Here is a 17,311-nt window from a genome sequence, read left to right as displayed (position 1 = left end):
CCATTGTCGCCGAACGGCAAGCTCGACCGCAACGCGCTGCCGGCGCCGGAGTGGCAGGGCCGGGGCGAGATCATCGCGCCGCGCAACGCCACGGAAGAAGCGCTCGTCGCGATCTGGCGCGAGGTGCTCAAGCTGGAACGCGTCTCCGTCACCGACAACTTCTTTGAACTCGGCGGCGACTCGATCCAGTCGATCCAGGTGGTGGCGCGGGCCAAGCGGGCCGGGCTGAGCCTGACGGCGCGGCAGGTGTTCGAGCAGCAGACCATCGCAGCGCTTGCGGCGGTCGCCGGTCATGCGACGGCGGTCACGGCCGAGCAGGGGCTGGTGACCGGCGAGGTGCCGCTGAGCCCGATCCAGCACTGGTTCTTCGACCAGGAGCTCGCAGCGCCGCATCACTTCAACCAGGCGGTGCTGCTGGATGCGGCTGCGGCGGTGACGCCTGGACTGGTGAGCGAGGCAATGAGCCATCTGCTGCGCCATCACGATGCGCTGCGGCTGCGCTTCCATCGGCAGGGAGAGAGCTGGCGGCAGCTGCATGGGCAGGACGAGGCTGCCGTTCAGCTCGCCTGCGAGCCGATCGATCTCACCGAGCTTGGCGCGGCGGTGCAGCCCGCGGCGCTGAAGAAGCATGCCGACCGGCTGCAGGCGAGCCTCGATCTGGCCGACGGCCCCTTGCTGCGCGCGGCGCTGTTCGATCTTGGGGAGCAGGGCATGCGGCTGCTGCTGATCGTGCATCATCTGGTGGTGGACGGGGTGTCGTGGCGGATCCTGCTGGAGGACCTCGCCACTGTTCTCTCGACGCTGCAGCGGGGCGAGCCGGTCAGGCTGGCGGCGAAGACCACCTCGTTCCGGGTCTGGGCCGAACGGCTGGCGGCGCATGCCGGCTCGGAGAGCTTGCAGCGCGAGCTGGCCTATTGGCAGGGCCAGCCCTGGGCGGAGGCGTCCCGTCTGCCGCGCGACCATGACGGCGGGACCAACCGTGCCGACACGGTGCGCATGGTGAGCGTGACGCTGGATGCGGCGCAGACGCGGGCGCTGCTGCAGGACGTGCCCGGGGTCTATCACACCCAGATCAACGACGTGTTGCTGACGGCGCTGGTCGAGGCTTGTGCCGAGTGGACCGGACAACGACGGCTGTTGGTTGCGCTCGAAGGCCATGGCCGCGAGGAGCTGTTTGCCGAGCTGGACGTCTCGCGCACGGTAGGCTGGTTCACCAGCCTGTTCCCGGTGCTGCTCGAGGTCGAAGGCACATCCGATGCCGGCGCGGCGCTGAAGGTGGTGAAGGAGCAATTGCGGGCCGTGCCCCACCGCGGCATCGGCTATGGCCTGCTGCGCTATCTCGCTGGCGCAGCCGTGCCGGAGGTCAGCCCCGAGATCAGCTTCAACTATCTCGGCCAGCTCGACGGCAGCGGCGGAGCAGGGGCCTTGCGCTTTGCGCCGGAAGACGTCGGTGCCCAGCAGGACGGGCGCAACCGGCGGGCGCATCTGATCGACGTCTCCGCCCATGTCCGCGACGGCTGCCTGCAGCTGCAGTGGTTCTACAGCTCCGAGCTGCATGAGGCCGCCACGATCACGGCGCTCGCCGAGGATCATGTCGCAGCCTTGCGTGCGCTGATCGCGCACTGCGCGGCGAGTGACGGCGGCCTGACGCCGTCGGACATCCCGCTGGCCGGACTGCGCCAGGACGAGCTTGACCGCGTCGTCGCCTCAGTCGGCGGCCCACGGCAGGTCGAGGACATCTATCCGTTGTCGCCGACCCAGCAGGGCATGCTGTTCCACAGCCTCTATGCGCCCGAGAGCGCGGTCTATGTGATCTCGCTGGCCTGCCGGCTGGAAGGTGCGCTGGATGGCGATGCGTTCGAGCAGGCTTGGCAGACAGTGGTGGCCCGTCACGCGGTACTGCGCTCGGCCTTTGTCGGCCAGGATCTGGCGGTGCCGCTGCAGGTGGTGTTGCGCGCAGCGAAGCTTCCGTTCGTGCGCGAGGATTGGCGAGGCTTGCCTGCCGCCGAGCAGGAGGTGCGGTTCGAGGCCTTGCAGCAGGCCGAGCGCAGCCGCGGCTTCGACTTCGCATCTCCGCCGCTGCTGCGGCTTTGCCTGATCCGGACCGGGGATAATGACTACCGCCTGCTCTGGAACAGCCATCACATCCTGTTCGACGGCTGGTCGATCCCGCTGCTGCTCGATGAGGTGTTCGCAGCCTATGTGGCCCTGAGCCGGCGCGAGGCGCCGCAGCTGATCCCGCTGCGTCCGTTCCGCGACTACATCGCCTGGCTGCAACGCCAGGACATGGCTGCGGCGGAAGCCTATTGGCGGCAGCGTCTGGCCGGCTTCGGCACGCCGAGTTCGCTCGGGCTCGGCCGTCCTGCGGCCTCGGTGCTGACGGAGCAAAGCCAAGACCGCTATGCCGAGCAGGCCTGCGAGATCGCGCTTGGCGCGATCGAGAGCTTCGCGCGTCGGCACCGGCTGACCGTCAACACGCTGGTGCAGGGGGCCTGGGCGCTGCTGCTCGGCCGCTACGGCGACAGCAATGACGTCGTGTTCGGCGTTACGGTGTCGGGCCGTCCGGCCGAGTTGCCTGAGGTGGAGCGCACGGTCGGGCTGTTCATCAACACGCTGCCGCTGCGCGTGGCGCTGCCGGAGCAGGCAAACGTGCTGGAGTTTCTGGGTGAGGTGCAGGCGCGGCAGAGCGAGCTGACCGACTACCAATACTCTCCGCTTGCCGAGGTGCAGCGCTGGAGCGAGCTGCCGGCTGCGACGCCGCTGTTCGAGAGCATCGTGGCGTTCGAGAACTATCCGGCGGAGATGTCGGCGCTGGGCGGGCTCGCCGAGACGATCCGGATCAGCGAGGTCCGTCCGCTGGAGCGCACCAATTATCCGCTGACCCTGCAGGTGACGGTCGGCGAGCAGCTCTCGTTCCGCCTGATCGCGGAGCGCGAACGGTTCGAGACAACCGCGGTCGAGCGCTTGCTCCAGCACCTGGCGCGGCTGCTGGGGGAGATCGTGGCCGATGCGGACCGGCCACTCTCGGCGCTGTCGCTATTGAGCGATGCCGAGCAGCAGCAGGTGGTCAGCGCATTCAACGCCACGGCGGCGGGTACTCCGCAAGGGCTATTGCATGAGCCGTTGGCGATCCAGGCGGCGCGCACGCCTGACAGAATCGCGCTGCGCTTTGCGGACGCCACCTTGAGCTACGGCGAGCTCGACCGCCGTGCTAACCAGCTGGCGCATCATCTGCAAGGGCTGGGTGTCGGCCCCGACGTCGTGGTCGGCGTGCTGGCCGAGCGATCGTTGGAGATGGTGGTCGCGCTGCTTGGTATTCTCAAGGCCGGCGGAGCCTATCTGCCGCTCGATCCGAGCTATCCGGCCGAGCGGCTGGCCTACATGATGGATGACGCCATGGCGCCGGTGCTGCTGACCCAGGCGAACCTGGTCGAGCGCCTGGCTGCGGGCACGGCGAGCGTGGTGCGGCTCGATGCCGACTGGCCCGAGATCGCGCGCCATCCCGACACCGCGCCAAGCACCAGCTGCACGCCGGCCAACCTCGCTTACGTGATCTACACCTCGGGCTCGACCGGCAGGCCGAAGGGGGTGATGAACGCCCATCGCGGCATCGTCAACCGCCTGGCCTGGATGCAGGCGGCCTATCAACTCACGCCCGACGACCGGGTGCTGCAGAAGACCCCGTTCGGCTTCGACGTCTCGGTGTGGGAGTTCTTCTGGCCCTTGGCCCACGGCGCCGAGCTGGTGATCGCCCGGCCCGGCGGCCATCAGGATCCGGCCTATCTGGCCGAGCTGATCGAGCAGGCCAGGGTAAGCATCGTCCACTTCGTGCCCTCGATGCTGCAGGCCTTCCTGGAGGCTGCGGATCTGAAGCGATGCGGCTCCTTGCGCGCGACCATCTGCAGCGGCGAGGCGCTGGCGGTGGAGACGCAGAACCGCTTCCTCGACCTGCTGCCGTCGTGCCGGCTGCATAACCTCTACGGCCCGACCGAAGCTGCGGTCGACGTCAGCGCGTGGGCGTGCCGGCTGGAGCCTGCCGCCACGCAGGTGCCGATCGGCCGTCCGATCAGCAACATCCAGCTCTACGTGCTGGATCATCGCCTCAACCCGGTTCCGATCGGGGTGGCCGGCGAGCTCCATATCGGCGGCATCGGTGTTGCCCGCGGCTATCTGCTGCGGCCTGGGCTGACTGCGGAGCGGTTCGTGCCGAATCCGTTCACGCCCGGCGAGCGGCTGTACCGCACCGGGGATCTCGCGCGCTGGCGCAGTGACGGCGCGCTGGATTACCTCGGCCGCATCGATCACCAGGTCAAGATCCGCGGCTTCCGGATCGAGCTCGGCGAGATCGAGGCGGCGCTCTCGGCCCATGCCGAGGTGGAGCAGGCCGCGGTGGTGGTGCGCGAGGACAGCGGCGAGCGGCGGCTGGTCGGCTACGTCACGACACGCGACGATGCGCGCTGCGAGGCCGACGCGTTGAGGCGGCATCTGCAGGCCACGCTGCCGGACCACATGGTGCCGTCGGCGATCGTCCGGCTGGACCGGCTGCCATTGTCGCCGAACGGCAAGCTCGACCGCAACGCGCTGCCGGCGCCGGAGTGGCAGGGCCGGGGCGAGATCATCGCCCCGCGCAACGCCACCGAAGCCGCGCTCGCTGCGATCTGGCGCGAGGTGCTCAAGCGCGAACGTGTCTCCGTCACCGACAACTTCTTCGAGCTCGGGGGGGACTCGCTGTCGGCGACGCGCGCCATCGCCCGCGTGCAAAGGGAATTGCAGGTGGCCCTGCCGCTCAAGGCGATGTTCGAGACGACGACGCTTGGCCAGCTTGCCGACCGGATCGAGGTTCTTGGCTGGGCGAATGCCGGACCGCTTGCCGTCGAAGCGGAAGCCGAACTGGAGGAAGGGATCATCTGATGATTGAAAACCTGCTCTCCCTGCTGCGGCGCGACGGCGTCCAGATCTGGTCTGAAAATGGTCAGGTACGTTACCGTGCTCCTCGCGGCGTGATGACGCGCGAACGGATTGATGAGGTCCGCGCGCGTCAGCAGGAAATCACCGCGTTTCTTGAAGATATCCGCTCGCAGAACAGCGAGCTGCCGCCGGTCGTGCCTCGCTGTACGAGCGAGCTGCCCTTGTCCTTTGCACAGGAACGACTGTGGTTTCTTGAGCAACTCGGCAGTGCGGGCTCCTCCTACCATGTCGCCGTCGCACTTCGGCTCGAGGGCGAACTCGACGCGAATGCTCTTGAGCAAGCTTTGAGCGAGATCGTTTGGCGGCATGAAATGCTGCGGACCCGGTTCGAGACGGTGAGCGGGCGCGCCGTTCAGATCGTCGATCCTGCGGCGTCGTATCGGCTCGATGTCTTGGACCTCTCACATCTTTCCAGGCAGGAGCAGAACGCTGAGCTGGATCGGCAAAGCCGAGAGCACGCTGCTGAACCATTCGATCTCAGCGCGGCGCCACCCTTCCGCACCCGGCTGATCCGGCTTGGGTCCGAGCAGCACCTCCTGCTACTCGCCATGCATCACATCATCTCGGATGCGTGGTCGTCGGAGGTTCTGATCGGAGAGGTCACCGCGCTGTACCAGGCCTTCCGCGCAGGGAAGCCTTCTCCGCTCGAGCCGTTACCGGTGCAATATGCTGATTATGCGCTCTGGCAGCGGCAGTGGCTCCGAGGCAACGCGCTCGAGCGCCAGCTCACCTATTGGACCGAGCGCCTGGCAGGTTCGCCTCCTCAACTCGATCTGCCGACCGATCGCTCGCGACGACCGGACCCAACGTTCGCCGGCGCTCATCATCGGATCTCCATCGCGGAGGCGACTGTCACAGCGGTTCAGCGCCTGGCCCGACAGGAGAATGCCACTCTGTTCATGGTGCTGCTATCCGCATTTCAGCTGCTGTTGTCGCGCTATTGCGGTCAGACCGACATTCTCGTCGGGTCGCCGGTCGCCGGCCGGCGCCGGCATGAGCTCGAGGGATTGATCGGCTTCTTCGCCAATATCTTGGTGCTGCGCGCGAACTGCTCCGGCCAGCAGAGCTTCAGGGAGCTGCTGCAACAGGTCAAGACGACAGTGCTCGATGCCTATGCGCATCAGGATCTGCCATTCGAGCGGCTCGTCGAAGCGCTTCAGCCGGACCGCGACATGGCTCGGCATCCGTTGGTCCAGGTGATGTTCGCGCTTCAGCAGGCGCCGTTCGAGGGGCTTGTCATTCCTGGTTTGCAACTGACGCCGATCCCTGCCGAGAATAAGCAGGCCAAGTTCGATCTGACTGTTCATGTTTACGACGCGAAGCGAGGTCTGGACGTATCGATCGAATATGCGACCGAGCTGTTCGATCAAACAACGATCGAGCGCCTGGCGTGCCACTTCGCACAACTGCTGGACGCCATTGCTGCCAATCCGGATTGGCGGATTCGCGATCTCCCGCTGCTGAGCGAATTGGAACGACGCGAGCTCTTGGTTGAATTGAACAACACTGCACGGCGCTATCCAGCCGAACGCAGCCTGCACGAGATATTTGCCGACCAAGCCGTGCGCTATCCGAATGCAATCGCGGTGGATGATGGAGGGCGCCGCATCAGCTATCGCGAGCTCGATGCCTGGAGCAACGGGATCGCCGCCGGCCTACGCGGACTTGGCATCGTTCCTGGCGCAGCCGTTGGCCTCTCCGGCGAGCGCTCGGCCGGCCTGATCGCGGGCATGCTCGGAATCCTAAAGGCCGGTGGCTGCTACGTGCCGCTCGATCCGAGCTACCCGGAGGAGCGCCTGACCTTCATGGTAAGAGACGCCGGCTTGGCTGCGGTCGTCGTTGCTCCAGGCGGATGCGCTCCGGCTGAACTGCCCTCGCTCCGCGTGGCCGATGCGCCTTATACGGATGCGCAGCCGTCGGCTGAGCTGGGCGGCGAAGCGGTCGCCTACGTAATGTATACATCGGGCTCGACTGGGCTTCCCAAGGGCATTGCGGTGCCGCATCGGGCGATCGCGCGTCTGGCCATTGGAGCCGACTACATCGCGCTCTCGCCAGGCGATCGGGTGAGCCATCTTTCGAGCCCGTCCTTTGATGCGGCCACGTTTGAATTGTGGGCGGCGCTGCTCAACGGATGCTGCATCGTCATCATTGATCGGGACACTGCACTTTCGCCGAGCCGGTTCGCCGCCACCGTGCGGGAGCGACGTCTCGATAGTGTGTTCGTGACCACGGCGCTGTTCAATCGGCTGGCGCAGGAGGCTCCTGACATCTTCGCGTCCGTCAGGGATGTGTTGTTCGGCGGTGAAGCGGCGGACCCGCAGGCCGTACGCACCGTGCTCGAGCACGGCGCGCCGCGGCGACTGCTGAATTTGTATGGACCTACTGAGGGCACAACCTTCAGCACGTGGATGGAGGTCAAGGCCGTCCCAGCTGATGCGCGAGCGATTCCGATCGGCCGTCCGATCGCCAACAGCACCTGCTACGTGCTCGATGCCGCGCTCCAGCCCGTCCCGATTGGGGTCGCGGGTGAACTCTATGTCGGTGGCGCCGGCCTCGCCCACGGCTATTGGGGCCGGCCGGCTCTGAGCGCCGAAAACTTCATCCCTGATCCGTTTGGTCGGGCCGGTGGCCGGCTCTATGCGACAGGCGACATCGTGCGCCGCCTTGCCGATGGCGCTATCGAGTATCTGATGCGGCGTGACGGCCAGGTAAAAATCCGTGGCTTCCGCATCGAACTGAGCGAGATCGAAGCCGCGTTACGGCATCATGTCGGCGTCGCGCAAGCGGCGGTCTTGGCGCGCGACACCGCGACCGGCAAGCAGCTCGTCGGCTACGTCGCGGCAAAGCCGGACCGGACGCTCTCGACAGATGCGCTGCGACAGCACCTGCAAAGGTCGCTTCCGGACTACATGGTGCCCGTGCACATCGTGGTGCTGGACTCCTTGCCGCTGACAGCGAATGGGAAAGTCGACCGTGCCGCCTTGCCGGAGCCGACGCCTCAGTCGAATGATCAGCGCACGATGCCGACGGGGGGCGTTCAGGAGGTCGTATCCGCAATCTGGTGCGACGTACTGCAGCTCTCGGAGCTGGGTGTCGACGATAACTTCTTTGCGTCCGGCGGCCACTCCTTGATCGCGGCGCAACTGATCGGACGGGTGAATGCCGTATTCCAGGTGGCGATACCTCTGCGGGCAGTGTTCGAGGCGCCGACGATCAGGATGCTGGCGACGAAGATCGATGAAGCGCAGCGCCAGCAGACCGGATTGGTTGCGCCAGCACTCGTCCCAGGGCCACGCGTCCGGACTCTTCCGCTGTCGTATGCCCAGGAGCAGCTCTGGTTTCTCGACCAGGTCGAAGATGTAGGGGCGGCCTATAATATGGCTGGTGCGCTTCGCCTCGACGGTCTGTTAGATGGGCCCGCGCTGCAGTGTGCGTTCTCAGAGATCGTGCGTCGCCATGCGAACCTGCGTACCCGCTTCGAGCTCGTGGATGGCCGCGGCGTCCAGGTGATCGACGAGACGCAGGCGTTTCGGATCGGGTTCACCGATCTTGGGGCGCTTGAGCGCGAAGAACGGCAGATCGAGGCACGCCGGCTGATCAACGATCATGCCAGGCAACCTTTCGATCTTCGCACAGGGCCGCTGCTCCGTGCCATGCTCGTCAAGCTCGGCGAACGCGAGCATCTTCTGCTGGTCAACATGCACCACATCATCTCGGATGGGTGGTCGCTCCGGGTATTGTTGCGGGAACTTGGGCTGCTCTATCGCGCCGAAGTGGAGGGGCGCACTGCGTCGCTGCCGAACCTTGCCGTTCAATACGCCGATTATGCGCTGTGGCAGCGCAACTGGCTCGATGGCGACGTTCTCAGTCGCTACGTCGACCACTGGCGCGGCCAGCTGGCTGGTGCTCCGACGACGCTGGAGTTGCCGACCGACCGGCCGCGGCCGCCGGTGCAGTCCTTTGCGGGCGCGACAGTGCCGTTCGTCGTATCAGGTGAGCTGCGTGCGCAGCTCATGGCCTTGGCACGCCGCGAAGACGCAACCTTGTATATGGTGTTCCTCGCTGCGTTCTCGCTTTTGCTCTCTCGCTACAGCGGCCAGCAGGATATTCTCGTCGGGTCTCCGGTTGCAGGTCGTTCTCGGCTGGAGCTGGAAGGCCTGACCGGAATGTTCGTCAACATGCTGGTCATGCGCTGCGAACTCTCCGGAGATCCTACGTTCAGGGATTTTCTCGGTCGGATCAAGGAGACCGCGCTCGGGGCTTATTCACACCAGGACATTCCGTTTGGGAAGCTGGTCGATGCATTGCAGCCGGAACGCGTCCTGTCGCGACATCCGCTATTCCAGGCCTGTCTGTCATTCGAGAACACGCCGTTCGACTCCCTGGAATTGCCGGGTGTCGCCGTCAGCCGGATTGAAGCCGATGCCGAACATCAGACGGCAAAATTCGATCTCACGCTGTATGTGCAGGAGGTGCCGTCCGGCATCGAATGCTCCCTCGAGTATGCGACCGATCTGTTCGATCGCGCGACCATCGACCGTGTGATCGGTCATTTTTTGCAACTTCTTGATCAGATTGCCTGCAAGCCGGACCGAGCATTGTCCGAAATCGATCTGCTGAGCGAGGCGGAGCGGCGGCGGCTGATCGTGGACTGGAACGACACCGCGGCGAGCTACCCGCAGGATGTCTGCCTGCACGAGCTGTTCGCCGCGCATGCGGAACGCCGGCCGGATGCGGTTGCGGCGATCTGGGAAGATGACGAGCTTTGCTATGGCGAGCTCGATCGCTGCGCCAACCAGCTGGCGCATCATCTGCGCGGGCTGGGCGTCGGCCCCGACGTGATCGTCGGGCTGTGTGTGGAGCGCTCGCTGGACATGGTGGTGGGGGTGCTCGGCATCCTCAAGGCGGGCGGGGCCTATCTGCCGCTCGACCCGCGCTATCCGGCCGAGCGGCTGGCCTACATGCTGGATGATGCCAAGGTTGAGGTGCTGCTGACGCAGGAGGCGCTGCTGCAGCGCCTGCCGGCGAGCGATGCGATCGTGGTGCGGCTCGATGTCGATGGACAGGCGATTGCCGCGCATCCCGAGACGGCGCCGATGAGCGGTGTCGATGCCGATCATCTGGCCTATGTGATCTACACCTCGGGCTCGACCGGCAAGCCGAAGGGGGTGATGATCAGCCATCGCGGCATCATGAACCTTGCCGACGCGCAGCTGGCACGGCTGCCGCTGGAGGAGAGCGACCGCATCCTGCAGTTCGCCTCGATCAGCTTCGATGCGGCGGTGTGGGACCTGGTGATGAGCTGGCGGGTCGGGGCGGCGCTGGTGCTGGCGGCCCAGCACGAGCTGATGCCGGGCGAGCCGTTGCGCGAGCTGCTGCTGCGGCAGCGCATCAGCACGGTGCTGCTGCCGCCGGCGGCGCTGGCCGCCTTGCCTGTCGCCGAGTTCAAGGATCTGAAGACGCTGCTCGTCGGCGGCGAGGCCTGCTCGGCGGAGCTGTTGCGGCCATGGCTGGCGGGGCGGCAGGTATTCAACGCCTATGGTCCGACCGAAGCCAGCGTGTGCACCACCATGTTCCGCTGCGACGGCGCTGGCCGGCCGCCGATCGGCCGTCCGTTGCCGAACACCAGGAGCTATGTGCTGGACCGGCGACTGCAGCCGGTGCCGGTCGGGGTGGCCGGCGAGCTCCATATCGGCGGCATCGGTGTCGCGCGCGGCTATCTGCGGCGGCCGGGGCTGACGGCGGAGCGCTTCCTGCCGAACCCGTTCACGCCCGGCGAGCGGCTGTACCGCACCGGAGACCTGGTGCGCTGGCGCGCCGATGGCGAGCTGGAGTTCTTGGGGCGGCTGGATAGCCAGGTGAAGCTGCGTGGCTTCCGCATCGAGCTCGGCGAGATCGAGGCGGCGCTATCGGCGCAGGACGGCGTTGCGCAGGCTGCAGCCGTCATACGCGAGGATGGCGCCGGCAAGCGGCTTGCCGCCTATGTGGTGGCGGATCCGGAAGCCTCGACCGACATCAGCGAGCTGCGCCGCCAATTGCAACAGATGCTGCCGGACTACATGGTGCCGTCGGCGATCGTGCGGCTGGACCGGCTGCCATTGTCGCCGAACGGCAAGCTCGACCGCAACGCGCTGCCGGCGCCGGAGTGGCAGGGCCGGGGCGAGATCATCGCGCCGCGCAACGCCACGGAAGAAGCGCTCGTCGCGATCTGGCGCGAGGTGCTCAAGCTGGAACGCGTCTCCGTCACCGACAACTTCTTTGAACTCGGCGGCGACTCGATCCAGTCGATCCAGGTGGTGGCGCGGGCCAAGCGGGCCGGGCTGAGCCTGACGGCGCGGCAGGTGTTCGAGCAGCAGACCATCGCAGCGCTTGCGGCGGTCGCCGGTCATGCGACGGCGGTCACGGCCGAGCAGGGGCTGGTGACCGGCGAGGTGCCGCTGAGCCCGATCCAGCACTGGTTCTTCGACCAGGAGCTCGCAGCGCCGCATCACTTCAACCAGGCGGTGCTGCTGGATGCGGCTGCGGCGGTGACGCCTGGACTGGTGAGCGAGGCAATGAGCCATCTGCTGCGCCATCACGATGCGCTGCGGCTGCGCTTCCATCGGCAGGGAGAGAGCTGGCGGCAGCTGCATGGGCAGGACGAGGCTGCCGTTCAGCTCGCCTGCGAGCCGATCGATCTCACCGAGCTTGGCGCGGCGGTGCAGCCCGCGGCGCTGAAGAAGCATGCCGACCGGCTGCAGGCGAGCCTCGATCTGGCCGACGGCCCCTTGCTGCGCGCGGCGCTGTTCGATCTTGGGGAGCAGGGCATGCGGCTGCTGCTGATCGTGCATCATCTGGTGGTGGACGGGGTGTCGTGGCGGATCCTGCTGGAGGACCTCGCCACTGTTCTCTCGACGCTGCAGCGGGGCGAGCCGGTCAGGCTGGCGGCGAAGACCACCTCGTTCCGGGTCTGGGCCGAACGGCTGGCGGCGCATGCCGGCTCGGAGAGCTTGCAGCGCGAGCTGGCCTATTGGCAGGGCCAGCCCTGGGCGGAGGCGTCCCGTCTGCCGCGCGACCATGACGGCGGGACCAACCGTGCCGACACGGTGCGCATGGTGAGCGTGACGCTGGATGCGGCGCAGACGCGGGCGCTGCTGCAGGACGTGCCCGGGGTCTATCACACCCAGATCAACGACGTGTTGCTGACGGCGCTGGTCGAGGCTTGTGCCGAGTGGACCGGACAACGACGGCTGTTGGTTGCGCTCGAAGGCCATGGCCGCGAGGAGCTGTTTGCCGAGCTGGACGTCTCGCGCACGGTAGGCTGGTTCACCAGCCTGTTCCCGGTGCTGCTCGAGGTCGAAGGCACATCCGATGCCGGCGCGGCGCTGAAGGTGGTGAAGGAGCAATTGCGGGCCGTGCCCCACCGCGGCATCGGCTATGGCCTGCTGCGCTATCTCGCTGGCGCAGCCGTGCCGGAGGTCAGCCCCGAGATCAGCTTCAACTATCTCGGCCAGCTCGACGGCAGCGGCGGAGCAGGGGCCTTGCGCTTTGCGCCGGAAGACGTCGGTGCCCAGCAGGACGGGCGCAACCGGCGGGCGCATCTGATCGACGTCTCCGCCCATGTCCGCGACGGCTGCCTGCAGCTGCAGTGGTTCTACAGCTCCGAGCTGCATGAGGCCGCCACGATCACGGCGCTCGCCGAGGATCATGTCGCAGCCTTGCGTGCGCTGATCGCGCACTGCGCGGCGAGTGACGGCGGCCTGACGCCGTCGGACATCCCGCTGGCCGGACTGCGCCAGGACGAGCTTGACCGCGTCGTCGCCTCAGTCGGCGGCCCACGGCAGGTCGAGGACATCTATCCGTTGTCGCCGACCCAGCAGGGCATGCTGTTCCACAGCCTCTATGCGCCCGAGAGCGCGGTCTATGTGATCTCGCTGGCCTGCCGGCTGGAAGGTGCGCTGGATGGCGATGCGTTCGAGCAGGCTTGGCAGACAGTGGTGGCCCGTCACGCGGTACTGCGCTCGGCCTTTGTCGGCCAGGATCTGGCGGTGCCGCTGCAGGTGGTGTTGCGCGCAGCGAAGCTTCCGTTCGTGCGCGAGGATTGGCGAGGCTTGCCTGCCGCCGAGCAGGAGGTGCGGTTCGAGGCCTTGCAGCAGGCCGAGCGCAGCCGCGGCTTCGACTTCGCATCTCCGCCGCTGCTGCGGCTTTGCCTGATCCGGACCGGGGATAATGACTACCGCCTGCTCTGGAACAGCCATCACATCCTGTTCGACGGCTGGTCGATCCCGCTGCTGCTCGATGAGGTGTTCGCAGCCTATGTGGCCCTGAGCCGGCGCGAGGCGCCGCAGCTGATCCCGCTGCGTCCGTTCCGCGACTACATCGCCTGGCTGCAACGCCAGGACATGGCTGCGGCGGAAGCCTATTGGCGGCAGCGTCTGGCCGGCTTCGGCACGCCGAGTTCGCTCGGGCTCGGCCGTCCTGCGGCCTCGGTGCTGACGGAGCAAAGCCAAGACCGCTATGCCGAGCAGGCCTGCGAGATCGCGCTTGGCGCGATCGAGAGCTTCGCGCGTCGGCACCGGCTGACCGTCAACACGCTGGTGCAGGGGGCCTGGGCGCTGCTGCTCGGCCGCTACGGCGACAGCAATGACGTCGTGTTCGGCGTTACGGTGTCGGGCCGTCCGGCCGAGTTGCCTGAGGTGGAGCGCACGGTCGGGCTGTTCATCAACACGCTGCCGCTGCGCGTGGCGCTGCCGGAGCAGGCAAACGTGCTGGAGTTTCTGGGTGAGGTGCAGGCGCGGCAGAGCGAGCTGACCGACTACCAATACTCTCCGCTTGCCGAGGTGCAGCGCTGGAGCGAGCTGCCGGCTGCGACGCCGCTGTTCGAGAGCATCGTGGCGTTCGAGAACTATCCGGCGGAGATGTCGGCGCTGGGCGGGCTCGCCGAGACGATCCGGATCAGCGAGGTCCGTCCGCTGGAGCGCACCAATTATCCGCTGACCCTGCAGGTGACGGTCGGCGAGCAGCTCTCGTTCCGCCTGATCGCGGAGCGCGAACGGTTCGAGACAACCGCGGTCGAGCGCTTGCTCCAGCACCTGGCGCGGCTGCTGGGGGAGATCGTGGCCGATGCGGACCGGCCACTCTCGGCGCTGTCGCTATTGAGCGATGCCGAGCAGCAGCAGGTGGTCAGCGCATTCAACGCCACGGCGGCGGGTACTCCGCAAGGGCTATTGCATGAGCCGTTGGCGATCCAGGCGGCGCGCACGCCTGACAGAATCGCGCTGCGCTTTGCGGACGCCACCTTGAGCTACGGCGAGCTCGACCGCCGTGCTAACCAGCTGGCGCATCATCTGCAAGGGCTGGGTGTCGGCCCCGACGTCGTGGTCGGCGTGCTGGCCGAGCGATCGTTGGAGATGGTGGTCGCGCTGCTTGGTATTCTCAAGGCCGGCGGAGCCTATCTGCCGCTCGATCCGAGCTATCCGGCCGAGCGGCTGGCCTACATGATGGATGACGCCATGGCGCCGGTGCTGCTGACCCAGGCGAACCTGGTCGAGCGCCTGGCTGCGGGCACGGCGAGCGTGGTGCGGCTCGATGCCGACTGGCCCGAGATCGCGCGCCATCCCGACACCGCGCCAAGCACCAGCTGCACGCCGGCCAACCTCGCTTACGTGATCTACACCTCGGGCTCGACCGGCAGGCCGAAGGGGGTGATGAACGCCCATCGCGGCATCGTCAACCGCCTGGCCTGGATGCAGGCGGCCTATCAACTCACGCCCGACGACCGGGTGCTGCAGAAGACCCCGTTCGGCTTCGACGTCTCGGTGTGGGAGTTCTTCTGGCCCTTGGCCCACGGCGCCGAGCTGGTGATCGCCCGGCCCGGCGGCCATCAGGATCCGGCCTATCTGGCCGAGCTGATCGAGCAGGCCAGGGTAAGCATCGTCCACTTCGTGCCCTCGATGCTGCAGGCCTTCCTGGAGGCTGCGGATCTGAAGCGATGCGGCTCCTTGCGCGCGACCATCTGCAGCGGCGAGGCGCTGGCGGTGGAGACGCAGAACCGCTTCCTCGACCTGCTGCCGTCGTGCCGGCTGCATAACCTCTACGGCCCGACCGAAGCTGCGGTCGACGTCAGCGCGTGGGCGTGCCGGCTGGAGCCTGCCGCCACGCAGGTGCCGATCGGCCGTCCGATCAGCAACATCCAGCTCTACGTGCTGGATCATCGCCTCAACCCGGTTCCGATCGGGGTGGCCGGCGAGCTCCATATCGGCGGCATCGGTGTTGCCCGCGGCTATCTGCTGCGGCCTGGGCTGACTGCGGAGCGGTTCGTGCCGAATCCGTTCACGCCCGGCGAGCGGCTGTACCGCACCGGGGATCTCGCGCGCTGGCGCAGTGACGGCGCGCTGGATTACCTCGGCCGCATCGATCACCAGGTCAAGATCCGCGGCTTCCGGATCGAGCTCGGCGAGATCGAGGCGGCGCTCTCGGCCCATGCCGAGGTGGAGCAGGCCGCGGTGGTGGTGCGCGAGGACAGCGGCGAGCGGCGGCTGGTCGGCTACGTCACGACACGCGACGATGCGCGCTGCGAGGCCGACGCGTTGAGGCGGCATCTGCAGGCCACGCTGCCGGACCACATGGTGCCGTCGGCGATCGTCCGGCTGGACCGGCTGCCATTGTCGCCGAACGGCAAGCTCGACCGCAACGCGCTGCCGGCGCCGGAGTGGCAGGGCCGGGGCGAGATCATCGCCCCGCGCAACGCCACCGAAGCCGCGCTCGCTGCGATCTGGCGCGAGGTGCTCAAGCTGGAACGCGTCTCCGTCACCGACAACTTCTTTGAACTCGGCGGCGACTCGATCCAGTCGATCCAGGTGGTGGCGCGGGCCAAGCGGGCCGGGCTGAGCCTGACGGCGCGGCAGGTGTTCGAGCAGCAGACCATCGCAGCGCTTGCGGCGGTCGCCGGTCATGCGACGGCGGTCACGGCCGAGCAGGGGCTGGTGACCGGCGAGGTGCCGCTGAGCCCGATCCAGCACTGGTTCTTCGACCAGGAGCTCGCAGCGCCGCATCACTTCAACCAGGCGGTGCTGCTGGATGCGGCTGCGGCGGTGACGCCTGGACTGGTGAGCGAGGCAATGAGCCATCTGCTGCGCCATCACGATGCGCTGCGGCTGCGCTTCCATCGGCAGGGAGAGAGCTGGCGGCAGCTGCATGGGCAGGACGAGGCTGCCGTTCAGCTCGCCTGCGAGCCGATCGATCTCACCGAGCTTGGCGCGGCGGTGCAGCCCGCGGCGCTTAAGAAGCATGCCGACCGGCTGCAGGCGAGCCTCGATCTGGCCGATGGCCCCTTGCTTTGCGCCGGGCTGTTCGATCTCGGCTCCCAGGGCCGGCGGCTGCTGCTGATCGTCCATCATCTGGTGGTGGATGGGGTGTCGTGGCGGATCCTGCTGGAGGACCTCGCCACTGTTCTCTCGGCCTTGCAGCAAGGTGAGCCGGTCAGGCTGGCGGCAAAGACCACCTCGTTCCGGGCCTGGGCCGAACGGCTGGTGGTGCATGCCGGCTCGGAGAGCTTACAGCGCGAGCTGGCCTATTGGCAGGGCCAGCCCTGGGCGGAGGCGTCTCGTCTGCCGCGCGACCATGAGGGCGGGACCAACCATGCCGACACGGTGCGCATGGTGAGCGTGACGCTGGATGCGGCGCAGACGCGGGCGCTGCTGCAGGACGTGCCCGGAGTCTATCACACCCAGATCAACGACGTGCTGCTGACGGCGCTGGTCGAGGCTTGTGCCGAGTGGATCGGGCAACGACGGCTCTTGGTTGCGCTCGAAGGCCATGGCCGCGAGGAGCTGTTTGCCGAGCTGGACGTCTCGCGGACGGTGGGCTGGTTCACCAGCCTGTTCCCGGTGCTGCTCGATCTCGGGGCAGCATCCGATCCCGGCGCGGCGCTGAAGGCGGTCAAGGAGCAGCTGCGGGCCGTGCCCCACCGCGGCATCGGCTACGGCCTGCTGCGCTATCTCGCTGGCGCAGCCGTGCCGGAGGTCAGCCCCGAGATCAGCTTCAACTATCTCGGCCAGCTCGACGGCAGCGGCGGAGCAGGGGCCTTGCGCTTTGCGCCGGAAGACGTCGGCGCCCAACAGGACGGGCGCAACAGGCGGGCGCATCTGATCGACGTCTCCGCCTACGTCCGCGACGGTCGCCTGCAGCTGCAGTGGGTCTACAGTCCGGCATCTCACGACGCATCGACCATCGAGGCTCTTGCAGCGGGTCTTGTCGCATACCTGCAGGCTCTGATCGAGCACTGCGAAATCAGCGATGGCGGCTTCACGCTGTCTGATTTCCCACTCCTCCAGGGCCACCTCACTCTCTGAGATCGGAGCCG

The 17,311-nt window shown here is 67.1% G+C and carries 2 protein-coding genes; both read left to right on the top strand.

The window, feature by feature from the left end; translation table 11 throughout:
• Positions 1-4,911 (top strand): non-ribosomal peptide synthetase (locus QX071_RS33955; RefSeq protein WP_315789750.1); only part of this gene is annotated, 4,911 nt, incomplete at its 5' end.
• Complete coding sequence (locus QX071_RS33950; protein ID WP_315729516.1) at positions 4,911-17,300, top strand: non-ribosomal peptide synthetase; 12,390 nt, start codon at positions 4,911-4,913, stop codon at positions 17,298-17,300. The genes QX071_RS33955 and QX071_RS33950, both read left to right, overlap by 1 nt.
• Positions 17,301-17,311: the final 11 nt, after the last annotated feature.

Source organism: Bradyrhizobium sp. SZCCHNS1022, assembly GCF_032484835.1.
Classification (GTDB): domain Bacteria; phylum Pseudomonadota; class Alphaproteobacteria; order Rhizobiales; family Xanthobacteraceae; genus Bradyrhizobium.
This window is presented reverse-complemented; position numbering and strand designations above follow the sequence as displayed.

Coding starts and splice junctions, on each gene's coding strand:
- QX071_RS33950 (WP_315729516.1), top strand. CDS start 4,911: ATGATTGAAAACCTGCTCTCCCTGCTGCGGCGCGACGGCGTCCAGATC.